Source organism: Bacillus sp. N13C7 (assembly GCF_026790065.1).
Classification (GTDB): Bacteria; Bacillota; Bacilli; order Bacillales; family Bacillaceae; genus Bacillus.
The window spans coordinates 51,007-72,423 of record NZ_JALAMO010000016.1 but is presented as its reverse complement, the minus strand read 5'-3'; the positions used below and the strand labels follow the sequence as shown (position 1 = coordinate 72,423).

Here is a 21,417-nt window from a genome sequence, read left to right as displayed (position 1 = left end):
GATTAACCCCCAGCTTTATTCTTAATGATTGTTCTAACAGGTTCTTTGTCCCCAACTTTATATACAACAATAAATTTAGAAGGTCTTAAAGAATCACCCTCATAAATGTTGTTAATTTTAACTGTCACCTGCTTCGGTGGTTTTTGACTTAAAGCTTTAGACCAAACTTGCTCCATGTTGTACCATTTCCCACCGCTCCTATTAATCTGAGAATTCATCGGCACGATATTGTCGAACTGGCCTGAGCCTTTGAATTGGGTGGCGATTAAATGGCCTCCGTCATCGTCAGGCTTTCGGTCTTGGGGCTTTCCAGCATTCGTCTGTGCATATTGGTTTCGTTTTGCTTCTCCCAGCTGCAAGTCTGCTTTGACACTTGTAATTCTACCATAGTTGTCAGTCGTGTACGTGTAGCCTTCTTTTGTTTTGTAGATGATATTAGGCTTCAGCACTTTCTTTCTGCTCCATTTTGCGTAGTGCTCGCCGTATTTGACGGTTACCGGCGGTACATGTGGCGCTGGAGTTCGTCTTCCGCTTGATGACGTTCCGTACGGTTTCGGCAGGATGACCTTGGCGAATTTCTGAAGTCCCTCTTTAAGTGTGACCCCATTGACTGCGTTGTAAGGAACGCCTGCCGGCACTAAATCATGACGGGGATGGTAAGGGAGAATATCCGCAAGTGTGAGATCTCCGATTTGATTTAACTTGGTTTTGACGTGTTTTTTTGCTACTTCAATGCCTGTGTTTACTTTTTGTTTGATGTGATCAACGGTTTGTTTTGAGACTGTTATGGCTTTTTGGGCTGTTGCAGATTTGTTTGCTGTTGTTTTGACTTTGGCCGTCACTTTGGCGGCTGTGCCTGTTTTAGAGACGGCGCCAACACCTTTTGTGCCGACAATTGATGTGACAACAGTGCCAACCGCGTATGACACCCATCTTGCTCGTGAGTAGGTGTCACCATTCACCATGTCTTTTTGGTACGATTCTTCGATTGCCGCTGAAATGGCTTCATACGTTTTGATCGGGTGAGCCACAGCTCCTGTAATGGCTTCAACGGTTCCGCCCGGATCTGTGACCATATCCCACAGGCCTACGACCGCGTCTTTTCCTGAATCGTAAAGGCCGACGGCAACCCCTTTGAAGCCTGCTTCAAGCTCACGCGTGTTTTCAATTTGGGTGAAGTATCTTTGCTGTTCTGCTGTCAGATCTTCATAGCCGATCGTTTTTGCCATTGTGTAAAATTCATCGGCATCCGCATAATCGTAGTTTTTCAGTCTTTCTTTTAATTTTTCAATCTCGCGTTTCTTCGCTTCCTCTTTCTTAATCTTCAAGTAAGCATCCGTCCGCGTTTCAATGTCGCCTTTTTTCTTATGTATGTCACTCTTACGATACGCTTTGGCGTTGTAGTGGATGGGTGTGGCATTTTTGCCTTTGCCCGTTGCTTCTTGGAGCTTTTGGAAGTCGGACTTAATGAATTGTTCGTTTGGTTCTGACAGGGCGTATTCTGTCTTCAGGTCTTCGTCCAAGACGTCCAATTTTTCCAGTGTTTTTTTTCGTTTGTCGTTGGCATCTGCCAGCTCGTCTTTGAAGGTTTCTGTTGAAAACAGGTCGAGCGGGAGGATGTCGTCGATATCGTTTAGGATGTCTTTCATCGCTTTTTTCTGTTCGGACATGATGTATTTTGATTTTTTATGGGCATTTGCCAGTTCGTGCTCCAGGAAGGATTCTTCGATGTATGCGTCAGAGAGGCCTTTGTCCTCGGCGGCTCCGGCGATGCTGTTGAAAAATGCGATTTTCATATCGATGTAGTCGATCCATTGGTCGGTGACGCCGACGTGGTCGTGATAGAAGGCTTTGATGTTGCTGGCGCCTTTTCCTGAGAATTCGCTGTCACTGAGATCAGCGACGCTTTTTAACGCTTTTCTCAAGTTGACCATTTGCGTTCTTAGTTCTTTGTACTCTTTTGCACGGTCTGTCGCTTCCGAAAGCAGTGTTTTCGCTTCAAATACTTTCATGACCATTTCCCTTCTTTTGTTCGCTCAATATCAAAATTTTACCACGGGGCGGGATGGGGGTGGGGGTGAGAACGTGTTTTGGTAGAAAAATGAGCTATTAGGCATGTGCCTATATACACAGATTTGATATGATGATGATAAATCAATAAAAAGGGGAAGAGCTCATTTGGGTAAAGATTTCTTAATCATAAAGATCAAGGATAATCAAAAAGGCGACACGCTAACGAACCGCGCCTGCGGGAACTGGGATATGAAATTGTCCAGAGCAAAGGAATGTAAACGGGCAATTGTTGTTCGGAGCAGTGTGATTTTAAATGTTTACAAGATCGTTGACGCTTGGGAATCTGATGAACCTGCCAAAATCACTAAAACGAATAATAGAGTCCGTTTTCAATTGGCAAAGTGCCGTGACTATTCTTATTTGATTGGCGGTACGCTGAAAACGAAAACGCAAAATCCGGTTTCGAGTCTATCCTTAGAAACTTTAATGGAATTAGTAAAATAAAAGGAGCCCAACATGTATCTCTATAAAGTAAACAGCCAAAACCAAATCGAAGGTATTCGCGAGAAACCGTTTAAAAAAGAAAAAGAGATTCAGGATTTATGTGAGACAAATCTTCAGCAGATGTTAGGTCTCAGGTTTGTAAAATCCGAATTCAGGATTAACAATTTCCGCATTGATACGTTAGCGTTTGATGATGAGACAAATGCTTTCGTGATTATCGAGTATAAAAATACGAAAAACTTCAGTGTTGTTGATCAGGGCTACGCCTATTTAGCGGCTATGCTCAATCATAAAGCTGATTTCATTCTTGAGTACAATGAAAATCATGATCGTCAGTTAAAGCGGGATGACGTGGACTGGTCGCAGTCGAAGGTTATTTTTATTTCACCTGTTTTTACGGTGTATCAAAAGCAATCCATCCATTTTAAAGATCTGCCAATTGAATTATGGGAGATGAAAAGATACGAAAATGATCTGATCCAGTTGAATCAAATGAAGGCTGATGGCGTCTCTGAGTCGATAAAGACCATTTCACGGCAAAGTGAGACCATTCAAGAGGTCAGCAAAGAAATTAAAGTGTTTTCTGAAGAGGATCATCTTGCAGATAAGCCGTTTGACATCATAGAGCTTTATCAGCAGCTAAAGGAATTCATTTTTAATTTGGACGATCATATTTCAATCAAACCGACAAAGCTTTATATTGCGTTTACATCAAATAAGCGAAATTTCACTGACATTCTTCTTTTAAAAAGCGGACTTAAGGTGTGGGTGAATATGAAAAAGGGAGAATTGCTTGATCCCGAAGATAGAATGCGAGATGTCTCTGAGACCGGCCACTGGGGGAATGGCGACTATGAGATTTTCATAAAAGATGATGAACACATTGAATATATTATGGGGTTGATCAAACAATCCTATGAGAAAAATAAGTGAGAACTTCCATTGAGAAGTTCTTTTTTTATTGGATTACAAGGGATATGTACAGGGCATGTTGAAAACGATATAGAGTTTTTAACCATTTACTGGGGGTTGTTTGTGTGAAAAAGCGTTTTATACTATTGGGTTTGTTCGCAAGTGTTTTTATGTTGGCTGTATATATTTCCTTTCAAAATAAAAATACGCATCCTGTCCAATCTTCCGCTATCCACCCCGAAGAAGACCGCATCTTCTTTATTTACTCCAATCCTCTCATAAAAGAAAGCACGTTGCTCTCAACCTCAACAGGCGAACGGTTTAACAGGCGTACATTCAAGGTGGCGGATGTTCCTTATATTCAAATGAAGTCATACAAATCCACAGACCTTGTCTTATTAGCGGAACACGAGCCTTTTTACTACACGCTGGAGAAGGATGCGATCAGAGAGCATCCGCTGTCAGATCCATTTGCGTTTTGGTATGAGGGGAAGGATGTGTCTGTTAAGGCCTATAATGTTGATACGACGGGAAATGAGATCCACATAAACGACAGAAAAACGAAAAAGGAATATAGCCTTGCCTTGCCTTGCCTTCGCTTGTCACGATGGGGGCCAGTGATGAGAACTATATTTATATCATTCAAGGCATGGCTATTTACGTGATTGACAGAAAAACAGAGGAAATCATTAAGACCCTGAGTTTAGCCTCATACGCTGATCAATTCGCAGAATCGGAGGAATTTATTGTCGCGAGCTCGGATCATAAATTGACTGTGATTGAAAAAGGGACATGGAAAACGACATATATTCCGTATCCTGATGATCTTGAATACGCTGATACCGTATACTATGACAGAGAAAGCGGCAGTTTTTACGTGACGTACGAAGACAAAGAGGGGGAGGCGAACTTGCTGGAGTATGGGAAGGAATTTTCTTTTCATTCATATCATTTGAATTTCCCTTATATGGAAGCGGAGTTTAAGGGGAATCTATTGTATATTGTCGCCCAGGAAGAGCATAAAAAGGGCATCGGCGGGTATGTAGGTGTGTTTGATATCCATTCTAAGAAGATGCTTTATCAGTTTGATTTGCCTGAGGAACGGGTGAAGGTTCAGGATTTTGTTGTGGTTGACAATAAGTGAATACTATATGAAATAAGATTGACATGGACCCTTGCGTAAAGGGTCTTTTTTGCGAAAAAAAACAAATTGACAGGATGAAAAAACAATTTCTTCCTTCCGTATTGTTTTCAAAATTTGGGATTGATAGAATATGACATATCTCATAGAGAAGGAGGGAAGCCGTTGAGTCAAGCCATACCGTCTTCGCGTGTAGGTGTTAAGATTAATGAATGGTATAAAATGATTCGCCAGTTCAGTGTTCCGGATGCTGAGGTTCTGAAAGCGGAGGTGGAGCAGGACATTCAGCAGATGGAAGAGGACCAGGATTTGCTGATCTATTATTCTCTGATGTGTTTTCGGCACCAGCTGATGCTTGATTATTTGGAGCCGGGACAAACATACGGGAATCGCCCTACAGTGACAGAGCTTCTTGAAACGATTGAGACCCCTCAGAAAAAACTCACAGGCCTTTTGAAATACTACTCTTTGTTTTTCCGCGGCATGTATGAATTTGATCAGAAAGAATATGTGGAAGCGATCGGGTATTATCGCGAGGCGGAGAAAGAGCTGCCGTTTGTGTCAGATGAAATTGAGATAGCGGAATTCCATTTTAAAGTGGCCGAAGCGTATTATCACATGAAGCAAACCCATGTGTCGATGCATCATATTCTTCAAGCCTTAGACATTTATCAAAACTATCCCCTATACAGCATTAGAACCATACAAAGCTTGTTTGTGATCGCCGGCAACTATGATGATTTCAAACATTATGATAAAGCGCTCCCGCATTTAGAAAAGGCGCTGGAATTGGCCATGGACATTCAAAACGACCGATTTATCGCCATTTCTCTGTTGAACATCGCGAACAGCTATGACAGATCAGGAGACGATCATAAGGCTGTAGAACATTTCCAAAAAGCGGCGAAGGTAAGCAGAGAGAAAGTTCCTGATTTGCTTCCGAACGTCTTGTTTGGATTAAGCTGGACATTATGTAAAGCGGACCAAACAGAGAAGGCGTTTCAGTTCATAGAGGAAGGATTAGAACATATGGGAACATATCCAAATGCGGGTTCTCACAAACTTTATAAAGAATTGTATCTGTTCTTGCAGGCCGTCTACAAAGAGAGAGCTGATGAAACCAAAATCCTTGAAATGCTAGCCTATTTCGAAAAAAAGAATCTGTACGCTTACATTGAGGCATGTGCCCGCAGCGCTGCCGCAGTTTTTGAAAGCCGCTGTCGTTTTGAGCACGCTGCTGCGTTTTATCGGAAAGTGTTGAAAGCCCAGGAAGATATGTTAAAAGGAGAGTGTTTATATGCTTATTAAGAAAAAAGTGATGATGTGCCTTGCTGTTACGTTAGTTTTCGGAAGCATGTCGTTTCCATTCCTGACAAAGTCCGGCGGATTTAAGGAATCAACAGATCGAAACACGACGTATCTCGATCATTCCTCTCATCATCTCATGAGTGATCAGGAGAAAAAAGCCCTTAGCTAGGGCTTTTTTTCTTGCTTTACGGAAGCTGGATGGCCTTTAACTCTGCGGCATTCCTTCTATTTCTAACGCAAGACACTCGAAACAACCAAACCATTTGAGGTATAATGGATAAAGTGAATAACAATATACAGATTGATATATATGAAAGAGAGTGGAGCATCATGGGCCGTAAGTGGAACAATATTAAAGAGAAGAAGGCGTCTAAGGACGCGAATACGAGTCGGATTTATGCGAAGTTTGGCCGTGAGATTTATGTGGCGGCGAAGCAGGGCGAGCCTGATCCGGAATCCAACCAGGCGCTGAAGGTTGTGCTTGAGCGCGCGAAGACTTACAGCGTGCCGAAAAATATCATTGAACGTGCGATCGAGAAGGCGAAGGGCGGAGCGGAAGAGAATTACGATGAGCTTCGTTATGAGGGCTTCGGGCCGAACGGATCAATGATTATCGTTGATGCGCTGACGAATAATGTAAACCGCACGGCGCCGGAAGTGCGGGCGGCGTTCGGGAAAAACGGCGGAAACATGGGTGTGAGCGGATCTGTTGCTTACATGTTTGACGCAACGGCTGTAATCGGTGTAGAAGGCAAAACAGCTGATGAAGCGCTTGAAATCCTGATGGAAGCGGATGTCGACGTCCGTGACATTTTAGAGGAGGATGACAGCGTGATCGTATATGCTGAGCCTGATCAATTCCATGCGGTGCAGGAGGCGTTTAAAAACGCGGGCGTTGAGGAATTTACTGTAGCGGAGCTGACCATGCTTGCGCAAAGCGAAGTAACGCTTCCGGATGATGCGAAGGAACAGTTTGAAAAATTGATTGATGCATTAGAGGATTTGGAAGATGTTCAGCAGGTGTATCATAACGTTGATTTAGGTGAATAAGAAGTGAGCAGACTGTCATGGTCTGCTTTTTTCTTTTTAGCTGGTTTAGGCGGCCGCCCATACGATCTATAAGATCCTCTCATACTCTGGACTGTAACCTATGCGAAGGAGAGAGTGGATGAATATGACTGATATTAGACATATGTATGGCGGACCCGGTTTTGGTTATCCGGGCTGTGGTATTGGCCATCAGGGATATGGCATGCAAGGTGCAGGCTATCCGGGATACGGTATGCCAGATGCAGGCTACCCGGGACACGGCATGTATGGAGGAGCCAGCGGGTTTCCGGGCTATGGCGCACACGGGGGCTATGGCGGTTATCCGAGCGGCGGATATGCTGGGTATCCGGGAACTGGAGGTGATCCGAGCTACGGCATGCATCATGAGAATGTTGGGCATCATCACTATTATCACCATCATCATGATGGAAAAGATCATCATCATCACGACGGTAATTATGGCCACCATCACCACCATATGGGCCATTGGGGACAAGACGGCTATAAATAAAGAGATTATAAAAAGAGGCACTCTTGCAGCTCAAGAGTGTTTTTTTATCTTCTTTCTTGACTGATCAGTCTGGAAACTGGTAACATTTGTTTCAGGAGGTGATCGTCTTTTGGGGAGGAATAAAGAATTTGATACGGCCCTTGTTCTTCACAGAGCGATAGAGGTTTTTGGAGAGTATGGCTACGAAGGAACGTCTCTTCAGGATCTGCTCTCTCATTTAGGCATTGCGCGCCAGAGTTTGTATGATACGTATGGCACGAAGCGTGATTTGTTTTTGTCCGCTGTGAAATCGTATCTTGACGGGAAAAACACTGCTGTTATGGAAAGGCTTGAAGCGCCAGGATCTGTAAAGGAAGCCATTCGTGATATTTTTCAGGAGGGTGTCAATGCCCTGAGAGATCCGGAACGTGCGAAGGCGTGCTACATCATAAACAGCGCGATTGAACAAATCCCGCATGACCCTGAGCTTGCCCGGTATTTTGAGGGACAGTCGAAGCAGCTTGAGGACGCTTTTTATCAAGCACTTTTAAGAGCGAGGGAACAAGGAGAATTGACTGGCGAAGACAATGATATATTGGCGCTTGCCCGGTATTTGAATCAGAGCAGGCTGTCTCTGACGTTTGTCGCCAAAGTGACGGCTGATATGGACCGGCTTCAGGACCATGTTGACGTAAGTTTATCAGTGCTTGATTAACATGTGGTAAAGGATTCTTTGCCCATGTATGCATTTTTCGGACTGAACGGTCTAAAAACAAATCATGAGGTGATGATAAATGCTGACGACTGAATTTGAAAAGGCATGTGGCACATTGAAAAAGTTCATGGCGTATATGCTTGAGAAGGACATGAAGAGCTGGATGGAGCTTTGGGATGAGAATGCTGTATTTGAGTTTCCTTATGCGCCGGAGGGATCACCAAAAAGAATAGAAGGAAAAGCGGCCATTTACAACTATATTAAGGATTATCCTAAGCAGATCCATCTTTCTTCATTTACCACTCCGACAGTGTACCGTTCAGCAGACTCGAATACGGTGATTGCGGAGTTTCAATGTGACGGCCATGTGATTAAGACCGGGCTGCCTTATCGCCAAAGCTATATCAGTGTCATCGAAACAAATGATGGCCGCATAATGCGTTACAAGGATTATTGGAATCCGCTTGTTGTACAAGAGGCGTTTGGGGGATCATTTTTGCAAACAGGGGAGAGTGGAAAATGATGAAACAGCAGCCAATTTTAATCACTGGCGGGACCGGCACAGTCGGAAGCCGAATCGCCAGCCGTTTAATAGATCTCGGGTACAGGGTGCGGATTGCAAGCCGGAAAAAGGGTGAGCTTGCTGATGCTGAATATGTGTATTTTGATTGGAAAGACGTCTCCAGTTTCACGCCAGCTTTGGAACAGATAAAACAGATCTATCTTGTTGCCCCGGTTGGTGAGCTTGACCCGGCCCCTTATGTGCTTCCCTTTTTAAAGGAGGCAAAGCGTCTCGGTGCAAAGCGTGTCGTGATGCAAAGTGCGTCTGTTGTCCCTGAGGATGGCCATGTGTTTGGTGAGCTTCATCAGGCAGTACGCGATTTTCCTGAATGGACGGTGCTCCGCCCTTCTTACTTTATGCAAAACTTCATCAATGTCCAGCATCGCATGTCTATTCAAACCGAGGGGCGCATCATAACGGCTTCGGGTGAAGGAAAACTTGGGTTTATTGATGCTGATGACATCGCAGAAACAGCCGTCAGGGCTTTGATTGATGATGTTCCTCATCAAACACATCATATTCTGACAGGTCCCGAGGCGCTGAGCTATGCCGAAGCGGCGGAGATCATCGGAGCTGCGGCGGGACGCCGGGTGGAGCACGTCAGCATTTCTCGTTCCGAGCTGCAGCATAAAATGGAGGCAGGAGGTTTGCCTGCGGATTATGCCCATTTTATGGCGGAGCTTGATGAAGCAATCAGCCATGGTGCGGAACATCGGGTAACAGATACAGTGAAGCGTGTGACGGGAAAAGAACCCCGTTCGCTGACTGAGTTTGCGGCCGCTCATGCTGCATACTGGAAACGCTGACCTTATTTTGGACTGATTGATCTAGAAAGACCTTCGGCGATGCCGAAGGTCTTCTTTTTATTTATTGAATTGAAAAAGCTTAGCCGCATTTTCAGTGCCGATTTTGTATCGGTCTGTTTCACTGATTGGACATTGGTCAAACCAAGAAGAGATTTCTTCCATCGTTTCGTACGGATAGTCGACAGAGAATAGGATGCGGTCTGAGCCGACCTCCAGCAATGTATCAATTAAAGCCTGGGTTCTGAACACGCCGCTTGTTGTGAGATAAAAGTTTTTGCGGAGGTATTCAGTTGGCGCTTTCTTATGGCTGCCGTGGGTTTCAGGACGCTGATGGCGGAGCCTGTGTTCAACCCGCGGCAATGTAAACGGCAGGCCCTCCCCTAAGTGGCCGAGGATGACAGTCAAATCAGGGTATTCGTCGAAAAGGCCGCTGAGCATCAGGCGGATGGCATGTGTTGCTGTTTCAAAACCAAAGCCCCACGCTGAACCGAGGAGGCCCTCGTAGCCTTCATAGATGCGCTGCTGATGCGGCAGCGGGATACGCGGATGCAGATAGACGGGAACCTGCAGCTGTGCGGCTTTTTCCCAGAAAGGGCGCACCTGGGGCTCGTCCAAATATTGAGCGGTGTTTTCGTCCCCGATGTTGCTGTAGCCGTTGACCAAGGCACCTACAAAGCCGAGCTCGTTTACGGCCCGTTCAAGTTCCTTCGCGGCTTCTTCAGGATCTTGAAGCGGAACTGCCGCAAATGCTTTAAAGCGGTCAGGATGCTTAGAAACGAAGAATTCCGCAGCGTGATCGTTCATTTGCCTTGCGAGTTTCACAGCTCTGTCAGGATCTGTGATACCTTCAATACCAGGCTGTGTCAATGAGAGAATTGAGGTTTGAATGCCGCTTCGATCCATGTCTTCAATCCGTTTCTCGAATTCCTGCAATCGTTTTTGGACAGCGCTGAAATATTCATCGTCAGTAAAATTGTGGCTTCCTGTAGCCGAAAAATCAGGAGATTCCCAATGCTCTTCTAATGCGATTTTTCCATTCATGCCAAAGACTCCTCTCTATATGCTGATGAGTTCAGATGGAGTGCACTCAATATACGCGACGAAGCTTCGTTTAATTAATTATTGAACATAATGTTCATTACTTTACATCATGTACAAGATGTACGTTCATGGTACAGTAGATTTTGGAAAAAGGTCAATAAACAGAGAACGCTCAAATGTGCAGAAGTAGACATCTGAGGATGATTTGTCCAGAAGAAAATGGAAGTTAGACAAGGAGGAGAAAAATGTCTAAAAAGCATAGAGTAGATCCGAGAATCAGACGAACAAACAAATATTTAAGAGACGCTTTAATTGCCCTTTTGAAAGTAAAAGATGCCAATTCGATTACGATTCAAGAGATTACCGAAAAAGCGGATCTGACCCGGGGCACCTTTTATCTGCATTATCAGGATAAACAGGATTTTCTGTTTCAAAGCATGACGGAGGTTCTCGATGATTTAATCCAGCAGGTAAAGCCGGAAGCGCCGGTCGTCGAACCGGTCAGTATTGATGAAGATCATCCGCCTGTATCTTTTGTAAAGCTGTTTGAGTACATCCATGAACATGCCGAATACTTCCAAGTGATGCTGAGCGACAGAGGTCTGCCGCAATTCAGAAGTCTTATGGCGGAGTTCGTTCAGAAACGGATTTACGAGGAATTGCTTTCTTCGATTGAGGAATCAGAGAACACGCTGCAGGTGCCGAAAGAGATACTCGTCAGCTATATCACGTCCGCCCATATCGGGGTGATTTGTTCCTGGCTTGAGAACGGCATGAAGTACAGCCCGTTGTTTATGGCGAATCAATTAACACGTTTAACGCTGCTGGGTCCGCTCCGTATCGCAGGGATCGAGGAACAGGTCAAGCTCCCTTATTAAAGCTTCCAGTCATAATCATGCCCCCTGCCTCATACCTATTAGGGTCATTGTTTCTGAGAAAGGAGGAGCCGGAATGAAGGATATGCAGCCGTTTACGCCTGTCAAATCATACACGCCCTTTCACAGCCGTTTTGATCCCTGTCCGCCCATAGGGAAGAAATATTACCGAACGCCGCCTAACCTCTATATGACCTTTCAGCCTGAGCATATGGAGCAGTTTTCGCCAATGGAGGCTTTAAGGAAAGGCACCCTTTGGAAGGATCTCTATGATTTTTATGAAAACCCTTATCGAGGGGGAGACGTACATGGCAAAAAAGATTGATGCCGAATACTACCGTCAGCTTGAGCAAATACAAGCAGCTGATTTTGTGCTTGTTGAGCTGAGCCTTTATTTAAATACACATCCTCATGATGAAGACGCGCTCAAGCAATTCAATCAATACTCCGGCTATTCGAGGCACCTTAAACGGCAATTTGAATCCTCTTACGGACCGCTTCTGCAGTTCGGCAACAGCCCCGCGGGCGAGGATTGGGATTGGGGTAAAGGGCCTTGGCCGTGGCAAGTATAAGGAGGAATGCCTGAATGTGGGTGTATGAAAAGAAGCTGCAGTACCCTGTCAAGGTCAGTACGTGCAATCCGACACTGGCGAAATATTTGATTGAGCAGTATGGCGGAGCGGACGGCGAGCTGGCCGCGGCTCTCCGGTATTTGAACCAGCGGTATACGATTCCTGATAAGGTCATCGGCCTTTTAACGGATATCGGCACGGAGGAATTTGCCCATCTGGAAATGATTGCGACCATGGTCTATAAGCTGACGAAAGATGCCACGCCGGAGCAACTGCGTGAAGCGGGGCTCGGGGATCACTACGCTAATCATGACAGTGCGCTTTTCTATCACAATGCGGCGGGCGTGCCGTTTACGGCAAGCTATATCCAGGCGAAGGGCGACCCGATTGCCGATTTATACGAAGACATTGCGGCAGAGGAAAAAGCGCGGGCGACGTATCAATGGCTGATCGATATATCGGATGATCCTGATTTGAACGATTCCCTGCGTTTTTTGCGTGAACGTGAAATCGTGCATTCTATGCGCTTCAGAGAAGCAGTTGAGATTTTAAAAGAAGAACGGGATAAAAAGAAGTTTTTCTAATGGGCAGATCGGCCTCTCTTTCATGCACCCCTTTTACATACAGAGAAAATGTCTGTTTTTGCTGTTGGGTCTGCATTATAATCAAGGTGTGAGCAAGCTTACTTTTTGATTGGGAGGCCTTTATGTCATCTTTTAAGATTCAGAGTGAAACGATTGCTGATGGATTTTACGCGTGTCCGGCCGTATATGAGGATGCAGAATCAATTACCGGGCTGCTCGTCCGAACAGCTGAATGGCTCCGGGATCGGGGCTCTACTCAATGGAGCGGGCTGCTGGAAGGGCAAGATACACATGATATCACGGGTTCCATTGAAAATGGACATGTGTTTGTGTTTAAAAAAGACGAAGAGCTTGCGGCTGTCGTAATGCTGCTGCCGGAACCAAGCGAGTGGGACCGGACGCTTTGGGGTGATGATGGGCATGAGGAGTCCATTTATTTGCACCGCCTCGCAGTAAGCCGCCGATTTGCAGGGCAGGGACTTGGCGCGCGAGTTCTTCATTGGGCAGAAACAGGTGTTGACTTTCCGGGAAAAACACGGATCCGGCTTGACTGCGTCGCTGATAATGATGCCTTGCACTCCTTTTATCGGCGTATGGGGTATGAATTCATGGGTGCTGATCCATCCGGATATCATTTATTTGAGAAAGAGATTACGGCAGAATAAGCGTCCTTTGCAGGAGGCTTTTTTGTCTTTTTCTAAAAGGGAGGGCAGGCGATGTGGCCAATTTTTTTGTAATAGGGATTGTGACGGCTTGTCTGTTCGCTGGCGTATCCGTTTTGATGCGGAGGAAGTTTCCTGACAGAAGACGGCCTGAATGGATATTGGCCGGGCTGATCGTCCTTGGTGTGTTTGCGATCTGGTACAGCCTCGTGTATGTACGCGGCTGGGAAGGGGCTGCCCTCGGAATGGTTGGATTCAATGTCATTTTCGGAGCCATTGCCGGATATTTGATCGAAAAGGTTATCTGGCGATACAGGAACAGATAACGGGCTGCTGTCTCTGGATCATGTCGAATTGTTCACAGGCAGCAGGAATTTTCTTTCGGAAGGAGAAATACATATTACTTTAAATTGAAAGCGTTTTCCATGACAGGAAGGTGATGTTGATGCTACACAGTGTGACGAATGGGCTGAATCGTTTTTGTACATGGGTGATGAGATTAGCCTATTTGAATGTGCTTTGGATTTTGTTTTCCCTTGCAGGTCTGCTTGTATTTGGGCTGATGCCCGCTACTGCGGCGATGTTTTCGGTGGCGAGAGAATGGGCGAAGGGAAACACGGATGCCCCGGTGTTTTCTGTCTTTTTTCGAGCGTTTCAAAAGGAGTGGAAGGCAGCACAGCTCCTCGGGCTTATCCTTGTATCGGCGGGCCTGTTTCTGTTTGCGGATATGCGGATTGTGGCTCAGATGAATCAGCCTGTGCTTGTCAATGTGTTCCTGAGCATCAGCTTGATTTTTGCATTTGTTGTGCTGTATGTGTTCCCGGTGTTTTCTCATTTTGATGTAAAAATCAGAGAGGTATTGAGCATCAGCTTTTTGATTGCTTTCAGCCGTCCGGCGGTGACGCTTCTCATGGCGGCAGGCGCTGTCGGTGTATTGTTTCTCGTGCTGCTTCATGTCACGTTTCTGCTGTTCTTCAGCGGAAGTTTACTTAGCCTGATCTTAATGAAACTATCCTTTAAAGCGTTTCGGTCAATGGATCAGCGCCAGGAGAAAGAAAAGGCGGCATGATAAAAAGAATTGCTGGCTGGTACAGGCGGATGAAGATTAAGGATAAGCTGTTTGTGTTCCTTTCACTGATTATGGCCGTGTCCTTTCTGTTTGTATACAGCGGGGTGCAATACGCCTTTCATGTGTATGATGAGCAGATTTACCGCAAGTCGTCGGAAGTGCTGCGGATGTCTTCTGAAAGGATCGAAGACGAGCTGAAGAAAATAGAGGATGTGTCATATGAAATCATTACGGACGAACAGATTCAGCGCATCCTGAGCATGCAAAATCGCGATGATACGTACGATCAGTATCAAATGAAGCAGGAGCTCTGGGATCAGCTGGCTGGATATGCCAGTGATGAAAAGTACATCGATTCCATTCATTTGATCGATGCCCGCGGCTCAGAGTATTCAGCCGGAAGCAGTTCTTCAGATCTTTTGGAGCAGGAGCAGGAAGAGGTGTTTAAACGAGCCAAAGCGAAAAATGGCAGAAATCTTTGGATGACGCTCGGCGGCTCAGATCCTGTCCTGATTTCAGCGCGGCAGATCAGATCCTATCACCAGCTGAGGTTAAACGGCTTGGGCATGGTGCTGATCCAAGTCAATGTGAAACAGATGATCCGTGATTTGCCAAAGGATTGGGGGGATTCAGTCGGAGACATCATGATCGCTGACCAAGGCGGGCATTTGGTGTATTCGGCACATGGTTCGGTGCTTGCGCCTGAGGCGGCAAAGGACACGCTAAAGCACCCCGGTTATGACTTGATAAAAAAGAATGGCAAACGGTATTTTATTTCTTTCCTTCAATCATCCTATCAAAATTGGAGCTACTATAATGTCATCCCCTTTGACCAGATGTTCGAAAAAATTTCCTTTATGAAAACGGTGATCGGCACGTGTTTTCTGCTGTTTTTCTGTGTGGTTTTGCTTTTCGGACGGAAAATTGCCAACAGCATTACAGAGCCGATCGAGCAGCTTGTGTCTGCGATGAAATCGGTGCAGGACGGCGGCATTGAGGCGGGCGTATCGCTTTCTCTGCCGGAACATACACAGGATGAGGCTGGCATGCTGAACCGCCATTTTACTGTCATGATGAAACGGATTAACGAGCTTATGGAAGAAAATGTGGAAAAACAGCTCATCATTAAAGAAACCGAGTTGAAGGCACTGCAAGCCCAGATCAACCCGCATTTTTTATATAACACGCTCGAGTCCATCAATTGGCTCGCAAAGGCGAATCAGCAAAAGCAAATCTCAAAAATGGTGGAATCACTCGGTTTTCTTCTTCGAAACAGCATTCATATGAAGAAAGATATCGTAACCATTCAGGAGGAGGCGGACATCGTTCTTCACTATATGACCATTCAGCGGTTTCGATTTGAGGAGCGCCTGAACTTCACGTTAGATATTGACGATGAGGTGAAGCATTGTCTCATTCCGAAACTGACGCTCCAGCCGCTAGCGGAAAATGCGATACAATACGCGCTTGAGCCTTTTACAAGGCCGTGCGCCATCCGCCTTCAGGCGCAAAAGATGAAGGACTGTGTCTGTATTACGGTCGAAGATAACGGCCCCGGCATGGATGAACGGATGCTTGAAACATCGGGCGGAAGAGGAATCGGACTTTGGAATATCCGTGAACGCATCCGGCTGACGTACGGAGAGCCGTACGGCTTGCGCATTCAAAGCGGGCAAGACAAGGGAACAAGAATTGTGATCACAATACCGTACCGAAATGAGGTGGCGTGATGTATAAAATATTGCTGGCTGATGATGAGAGGATTATTCTTGACGGAATGGCAGGAATCATTGAGTGGGATGCGCTTGGCGCTTCATTAATCGGCAAAGCGCAGAATGGGAATGAAGCATATGACAAGATATTAGATAAGCAGCCGCATATTGTTATTACAGATATCAAAATGCCCGGCATGGATGGGCTTGAGCTGATTAAAAAGGTGTCAGCCGAAAGTCCGTCGGTTCAATTTATCGTCCTGTCCGGGTTTGGAGAGTTTGAGTACGCGAAGGAAGCCATGAAATATGGGGTAAAGCATTATTTGCTGAAGCCCTGTAATGAACAGCAGATTATCAGCTCGCTGGAGGAAATCATTGCTGAGCTGAAGCAGCATGAGGTGCGGAAAAAGAAAACCTCTCATCTGAAACATGAACTCAATCATATTCGTTCTTTCGCTGCTGATCAATACTTGGAGGGGTTGATCGCCGGTGTGGCCCAGCTGTCTCCGCCGCCTTCACTTGCCGAAAAAAAGGTTCGCCTCATGATTTTAAAAGGGGAACAATCTGTTGATGCCGCGGCCAGAGAGGCATTCGGTCCAGCGCTGACAGCGGTTTGCAGCAGCGGAGAATGGACCGTGCTGGCCGTGGAGGAGAGCGCTGCTGATAAGGCGGCGGCCGTTTTTGCGGACCGCCAGATCGCCATCAGTCAGGCGGGAGAACTCCGGAATGCAGGGCAGCTCTTTCGTGACACAGCCGAAGCATCTGGAGACTTACGCGGAAGCGCAGTGATTTCAAAAATGACCAGGCTTGTTGCCGACGAACTCGGAAACCCGAATCTATCCTTGAAGTGGGCAGCGAAGGATATGCTGTTTATGAATCCTGATTATCTCGGGAAATTATTTAAGCAGGAAACAGGCGAGAAATTTTCCCAATACGTTACGCGAGTGCGGCTTGAGCATGCGATGAAGCAGATGAAAATAAGGAGGGACGTGAGCGTTTCAGAAATTGCCGAAGAAATCGGGTTTGGCGATAATCCGAAGTATTTCAGTCTCGTTTTTAAAAAATATACCGGTCTGACACCGTCAGAATTCAGAAGAAAACAGGGAGGCGCTTCCGCTGGATAGCCATCTCTGTTTTTTTTACTTTCGCCACTGTTTTTTGAGTGTTTCGCCCCATCTGAACGCTTTAAAATAAAATGTAAGCACTTACATTAAAGGGGGGATTGGCTTGAAGAAGGTTTGTTATGTGCTGTTATCGCTTGTCTGCGTCTTTTTATTCAGCGGATGTTCTTCAGGGGAAGAGGCATCGGGGAAAAAAGAGGACATTACGCTCAGAATCGCATGGTGGGGCGGGCAGCCACGGCATGATTATACAACCAAGGTGATTGAACTTTACGAGAAAAAGAATCCGCACGTCCATATTGAAGCGGAATTTGCGAACTGGGATGACTACTGGAAAAAGCTTGCGCCGATGTCTGCCGCTGGCCAGCTTCCTGATATCATTCAAATGGATACCGCGTATTTGGCACAATACGGCAAGAAGAACCAGCTGGAGGATTTAACGCCTTATACAAAGGATGGAACGATTGATGTCAGTTCAATCGAAGAGAATATGCTGTCGGGTGGAAAAATTGACAATAAGCTCTATGGGTTTACGCTAGGCGTCAACGTGCTGTCTGTGATTGCGAATGATGATTTGCTAAAGAAAGCGGGTGTGTCCATCAATCAGGACAACTGGACATGGGAGGATTATGAGAAGCTGGCGTATGATCTTCAGGATAAAGCTGGTGTCTACGGCTCCAACGGTATGCATCCGCCTGATATTTTCTTCCCGTATTACTTGCGCACGAAGGGTGAGCGTTTTTATAAAGAAGACGGCACAGGCCTCGCGTATCAGGATGATCAGCTGTTTGTCGATTATTTTAAAAGGCAGCTGAGGCTGGTCAAAGCAAAAACATCTCCAACGCCTGATGAAAGCGCACAGATTAAAGGGATGGAGGACGACTTTATCGTCAAAGGCAAATCAGCCATTACGTGGAACTACTCTAATCAATACTTGGGCTTTGCCCGGCTGACAGACTCGCCGCTGTCTCTCTATCTGCCGCCGGAGCAAATGAAGGAAAAGGCGCTGACGCTGAAGCCGAGTATGCTGTTTTCGATTCCGAAAAGCTCTGAGCATAAAAAAGAGGCCGCAAAGTTTATCGACTTCTTCGTCAACAATAGGGAAGCCAACATGCTGATCAAAGGCGAGCGGGGAGTACCGGTATCCGGCAAGGTGGCGGATGCGATTAAACCGAAGCTGAATGAGGAAGAAGCCAACATCGTGGAATATGTAGAAACCGCGTCAAAAAACATCAGCAAAGCCGATCCGCCGGAGCCTGTGGGAAGTGCGGAGGTCATCAAGCTGCTGAAGGATACGTCTGATCAGATTCTGTATCAGAAGGTATCGCCGGAAAAAGCCGCCAAAACATTCCGGAAGCAGGCCAATGAAATTTTAGAAAGGAATAATTAACGGGAAATGGGGCTGACGCAATGAAAACAAGCCGGAGTATGAGAAAAGACAATCTGGCGGGATATGCTTTTATTTCTCCGTTCATTATCGGGTTCCTTTGTTTTACGGTGATTCCAATGGGGGCGTCCCTGTTTCTGTCCTTCACAAGCTATGACTTGTTTACGGCGCCGAAGTGGATCGGGCTCGACAACTACAAGGAAATGTTTACGGGTGATGAAAAGTATTGGCAGTCGCTGAAGGTGACGTTTACGTATGTGCTTGCCGGGGTTCCGCTCCGCCTCGGCTTCGCGCTTTTTATCGCTGTCATTTTAACCAATGCATCCAAAGGAACGGCCTTGTACAGAACGCTTTTTTACCTCCCTTCCATCATCGGCGGGAGCGTGGCCGTGGCGATTATGTGGCGCAATATTTTCGGCAATGACGGGGTCATTAATGCGCTTCTGTTTTTTGTCGGGATTGATCAAAAAATTCTTTGGTATCAGGACCCGACAAGTGCGCTGTGGACATTGATTCTGCTGTCTGTCTGGCAGTTCGGGTCGTCAATGCTGATTTTTCTGGCCGGGCTGAAAAACATCCCGTCTTCGTATTTGGAAGCGGCCAGCGTGGATGGGGCAAATCGGGTGCAGCGTTTCTTTCAGATCACGCTTCCGATCCTCACGCCGATTATTTTCTTCAATCTGGTCATGCAGACGATTTCTGCCTTTATGACGTTTACACCTGCCTATATCATCTCGAAGGGCGAGGGCGGGCCGCTTGACGGGACGCTTTTGTATTCGCTCTATTTGTTCCAGCGGGCGTTTAACTATTTTCAAATGGGCTACGCATCGGCGATGGCGTGGGTCATGCTTATCATTGTCGGGCTGATTACGCTGATTCTGTTTAAAACATCGTCTTATTGGGTTCATTACGAGTCAAAGGAGGAATGACGGATGGAGCCGGTCAACCAGCCTGTCAAAGAAGCTCCGGTTTTTGAGAGAAAAAAAGCCGGGCGCGTCAGGCCCAAGCGCATACTGTTCCATGTTTTTACGGCCTCGCTGGCGGTGTTATTGCTGTACCCGGTCATTTGGCTGTTTGTCAGCTCGTTTAAGGAAAGCGCCAGTATTTTTACAACCTCTCATTCTCTCATTCCCGATCCTTTTATTCTCAGCAACTATGTTGAAGGCTGGAAGGGGATTGCGGGGCAGCCGTTTCTGACCTTTATTAAGAACTCGGCGATCATTGTCGGGCTGTCAACAATCGGAGCCGTCCTGTCATCGGCTGTCATTGCGTATGGATTTGCCCGTATTCCGTTTAAGGGAAAAAAATTTTGGTTCGCCTGCATGATGGGGACGTTAATGCTGCCACATGAAGTGCTGATGATTCCGCAGTACATTTTGTTTGCGAAATTAGACTGGCTGAATTCTTTTAAACCGATTGTTGTTCCGCAGTTTTTCGGGCATGCGTTTTTTATTTTTCTGATGATCCAGTTTATCCGGACGATACCCGAGGAGCTGGATGAAGCCGCGCGAATCGACGGCTGCGGGCGCTTTGCCTGCTTTTGGCGGATCATTCTGCCGCTGATTGCCCCGGCGCTTGCGACGTCCGCGATTTTCTCCTTCTATTGGAAGTGGGAGGAGCTGATTCAGCCGCTCTTGTATTTGAATAAGCCGGAGCTTTATCCAGTTTCACTTGCGCTGAAGCTTTTCCTCGATACGGAATCAGCTTCGAACTGGGGCGCGATGTTTGCGATGTCGGCTGTCTCGTTATTGCCTGTGATTCTCGTATTCTTTTTGTTTCAGAAATATATCGTTCAGGGGATCAGTACGACAGGATTAAAATAAAAAGGAGTGTTGCAGATGGCACAGCTAATCTTTGATGAAGAAAAGGTGACGTCCGTCATTGACCGGATCGTGAAACGGACATTTCAGATGGATTTTGCGTGGGATTGGCCGGGCGGCGTCGCATTTTACGGCGTGGCGGAGGCTTATGAAGCAACGGAAAACGAGGAATATATCAATCTGCTAAAAACATGGGTGGATGAACAGCTGGAGGATGGGCTTCCCCCGCTTTCGATCAACGGGGTTTCTATTGGGCATACGCTTTTATTTCTCCATAAAGTGACGGGGGATCACGTATATTTAGAAACGGCCGGCGAGATGGCGGAATATGTGCTGCATAAGGCGCCGCGCTTTGGTGAGGGCATCCTTCAGCATACAGTGAATTCAGCAGAATATGTGTTTCCTGAGCAGGCATGGGCGGATACGCTGATGATGGCGGGGCTGTTTATGCTGAGAATCGGGCGGGTGATGGAGCGCGAGGATTATTTTGAAGACGGTCTGCGCCAGTTTCACGGACATGAAGACGTGCTTCAGGACCCTGTCACGAATTTGTACTACCACGCCTGGGATAACAAAGCGCAAAATCATCTGTCGGGCATTTACTGGGGCAGGGCGAACGGCTGGGCAGCACTCACGATGGCAAAGGCGCTCCCGCTCATTGAGGTGACGCATCCCTCCTTTATGATCATCGACGGTTCGCTCAGAGACCAGCTGAGCGCGCTTGTCCGGCTTCAGGATGAATCAGGATTGTGGCATACCATTTTGGATGACCCGGATTCGTATCTGGAGGTATCGGCATCGGCGGGCATTGCCTCTGCTCTGCTGTCGAGCGGGAAGCTCTATACGAAATATGTGCAAAAATCGCTTGGCGCCATTTTGGATGCGGTAGAAGAGGACGGACGGGTCAGCAAGGTATCGGCCGGAACAGCCGTCATGAAAAATGCCGAAGGATACAAGCAGGTGCCTTATAAACGAATACAAGGATGGGGACAGGGACTTGCGCTGACGTTTCTTGCTGATGTGTTAAGAACAAAAAAACGCGTGTATCAGTAAGACGGCGGCGGGGGGAAAGG

23 protein-coding genes and 2 pseudogenes are annotated in these 21,417 nt (G+C 46.5%); 23 read left to right on the top strand and 2 right to left on the bottom strand.

Annotation, left to right across the window (positions count from 1 at the left end; translation table 11 throughout):
• Positions 1–2 precede the first annotated feature (2 nt).
• On the bottom strand, positions 3–2,012 hold the full coding sequence (locus MOB98_RS16580; RefSeq protein ID WP_268359807.1) for a ribonuclease YeeF family protein: 2,010 nt from the start codon (positions 2,010–2,012) through the stop codon (positions 3–5).
• Positions 2,013–2,178: 166 nt separating this feature from the next.
• On the opposite strand from MOB98_RS16580, the gene MOB98_RS16575 reads away from it, so the two are divergent.
• From MOB98_RS16575 to MOB98_RS16530, 10 genes and pseudogenes are all read left to right on the top strand, one after another.
• Positions 2,179–2,517, top strand: coding sequence for a hypothetical protein (locus MOB98_RS16575; RefSeq protein ID WP_268359808.1), 339 nt, complete (start codon positions 2,179–2,181; stop codon positions 2,515–2,517).
• 12 nt (positions 2,518–2,529) lie between these two features.
• Entirely contained in the window at positions 2,530–3,450 is a 921-nt protein-coding gene (locus MOB98_RS16570) for a DUF5655 domain-containing protein (protein ID WP_268367210.1), read from the top strand.
• Positions 3,451–3,599: 149 nt separating this feature from the next.
• Positions 3,600–4,573 (top strand): annotated as a pseudogene (locus MOB98_RS16565) (hypothetical protein).
• A 162-nt stretch (positions 4,574–4,735) separates the two neighbouring features.
• Entirely contained in the window at positions 4,736–5,878 is a 1,143-nt protein-coding gene (locus MOB98_RS16560) for a Rap family tetratricopeptide repeat protein (protein WP_268361471.1), read from the top strand.
• The gene (locus MOB98_RS16555) at positions 5,868–6,047 is read left to right on the top strand and encodes a phosphatase RapH inhibitor (protein WP_268361470.1); all 180 of its coding nucleotides are present in this window, start codon (positions 5,868–5,870) and stop codon (positions 6,045–6,047) included. The genes MOB98_RS16560 and MOB98_RS16555 overlap by 11 nt, the downstream gene beginning before the upstream one ends.
• Positions 6,048–6,208: 161 nt before the next feature.
• Positions 6,209–6,928 (top strand): YebC/PmpR family DNA-binding transcriptional regulator, encoded by a 720-nt coding sequence (locus tag MOB98_RS16550; protein WP_003233863.1) that lies wholly within the window; start codon positions 6,209–6,211, stop codon positions 6,926–6,928.
• Positions 6,929–7,052: 124 nt separating this feature from the next.
• Positions 7,053–7,439 (top strand): spore coat protein, encoded by a 387-nt coding sequence (locus tag MOB98_RS16545; RefSeq protein ID WP_268361479.1) that lies wholly within the window; start codon positions 7,053–7,055, stop codon positions 7,437–7,439.
• Positions 7,440–7,548: 109 nt separating this feature from the next.
• The gene (locus tag MOB98_RS16540) at positions 7,549–8,133 is read left to right on the top strand and encodes a TetR/AcrR family transcriptional regulator (protein WP_268361468.1); all 585 of its coding nucleotides are present in this window, start codon (positions 7,549–7,551) and stop codon (positions 8,131–8,133) included.
• 79 nt (positions 8,134–8,212) lie between these two features.
• The gene (locus tag MOB98_RS16535; RefSeq protein WP_268361467.1) at positions 8,213–8,656 is read left to right on the top strand and encodes a nuclear transport factor 2 family protein; all 444 of its coding nucleotides are present in this window, start codon (positions 8,213–8,215) and stop codon (positions 8,654–8,656) included.
• Entirely contained in the window at positions 8,653–9,501 is an 849-nt protein-coding gene (locus MOB98_RS16530; protein ID WP_419901009.1) for an NmrA family NAD(P)-binding protein, read from the top strand. The genes MOB98_RS16535 and MOB98_RS16530 overlap by 4 nt, the downstream gene beginning before the upstream one ends.
• 57 nt (positions 9,502–9,558) lie before the next feature.
• Here MOB98_RS16530 and MOB98_RS16525 read toward each other — a convergent pair whose 3' ends face one another.
• Positions 9,559–10,542 (bottom strand): amidohydrolase family protein, encoded by a 984-nt coding sequence (locus MOB98_RS16525; RefSeq protein WP_268361466.1) that lies wholly within the window; start codon positions 10,540–10,542, stop codon positions 9,559–9,561.
• 245 nt (positions 10,543–10,787) lie between these two features.
• Here MOB98_RS16525 and MOB98_RS16520 point away from each other — a divergent pair, with 245 nt between their 5' ends.
• The 13 genes and pseudogenes from MOB98_RS16520 (at position 10,788) to yesR (ending at position 21,397) form a co-directional block, all read left to right on the top strand.
• The gene (locus MOB98_RS16520; RefSeq protein WP_268361464.1) at positions 10,788–11,420 is read left to right on the top strand and encodes a TetR/AcrR family transcriptional regulator; all 633 of its coding nucleotides are present in this window, start codon (positions 10,788–10,790) and stop codon (positions 11,418–11,420) included.
• 73 nt (positions 11,421–11,493) lie between these two features.
• Positions 11,494–11,742, top strand: a complete 249-nt coding sequence (gene cotJA / locus MOB98_RS16515; protein WP_014112953.1) for a spore coat-associated protein CotJA — start codon at positions 11,494–11,496, stop codon at positions 11,740–11,742.
• Positions 11,726–11,989 (top strand): spore coat protein CotJB, encoded by a 264-nt coding sequence (gene cotJB / locus MOB98_RS16510; protein WP_003240040.1) that lies wholly within the window; start codon positions 11,726–11,728, stop codon positions 11,987–11,989. The genes cotJA and cotJB overlap by 17 nt, the downstream gene beginning before the upstream one ends.
• A gap of 14 nt (positions 11,990–12,003) precedes the next feature.
• Complete coding sequence (gene cotJC, locus MOB98_RS16505) at positions 12,004–12,573, top strand: spore coat protein CotJC (RefSeq protein WP_268361462.1); 570 nt, start codon at positions 12,004–12,006, stop codon at positions 12,571–12,573.
• A 122-nt stretch (positions 12,574–12,695) separates the two neighbouring features.
• On the top strand, positions 12,696–13,238 hold the full coding sequence (locus MOB98_RS16500; protein ID WP_268361459.1) for a GNAT family N-acetyltransferase: 543 nt from the start codon (positions 12,696–12,698) through the stop codon (positions 13,236–13,238).
• 22 nt (positions 13,239–13,260) lie between these two features.
• Positions 13,261–13,561, top strand: a pseudogene (locus MOB98_RS16495) (YesK-like family protein).
• Positions 13,562–13,674: 113 nt separating this feature from the next.
• Entirely contained in the window at positions 13,675–14,304 is a 630-nt protein-coding gene (locus MOB98_RS16490; RefSeq protein ID WP_268361457.1) for a YesL family protein, read from the top strand.
• Positions 14,301–16,034 carry a sensor histidine kinase gene (locus MOB98_RS16485; protein ID WP_268361455.1) on the top strand — a complete coding sequence of 578 codons (1,734 nt, stop codon included), beginning with the start codon at positions 14,301–14,303 and terminating at the stop codon, positions 16,032–16,034. Before MOB98_RS16490 ends, MOB98_RS16485 begins: the two co-directional genes overlap by 4 nt.
• A complete protein-coding gene (locus tag MOB98_RS16480; protein WP_268361452.1) occupies positions 16,034–17,140 on the top strand; it encodes a response regulator transcription factor in 1,107 nt (368 codons plus the stop codon). The genes MOB98_RS16485 and MOB98_RS16480 overlap by 1 nt, the downstream gene beginning before the upstream one ends.
• A gap of 103 nt (positions 17,141–17,243) precedes the next feature.
• A complete protein-coding gene (locus tag MOB98_RS16475; RefSeq protein ID WP_268361451.1) occupies positions 17,244–18,527 on the top strand; it encodes an ABC transporter substrate-binding protein in 1,284 nt (427 codons plus the stop codon).
• 20 nt (positions 18,528–18,547) lie between these two features.
• Complete coding sequence (locus tag MOB98_RS16470) at positions 18,548–19,453, top strand: carbohydrate ABC transporter permease (RefSeq protein ID WP_268361448.1); 906 nt, start codon at positions 18,548–18,550, stop codon at positions 19,451–19,453.
• A gap of 3 nt (positions 19,454–19,456) precedes the next feature.
• On the top strand, positions 19,457–20,347 hold the full coding sequence (locus tag MOB98_RS16465; RefSeq protein ID WP_268361447.1) for a carbohydrate ABC transporter permease: 891 nt from the start codon (positions 19,457–19,459) through the stop codon (positions 20,345–20,347).
• A 15-nt stretch (positions 20,348–20,362) separates the two neighbouring features.
• On the top strand, positions 20,363–21,397 hold the full coding sequence (yesR, locus tag MOB98_RS16460; protein ID WP_268361445.1) for a rhamnogalacturonyl hydrolase YesR: 1,035 nt from the start codon (positions 20,363–20,365) through the stop codon (positions 21,395–21,397).
• The last annotated feature ends 20 nt before the right edge of the window (positions 21,398–21,417 follow it).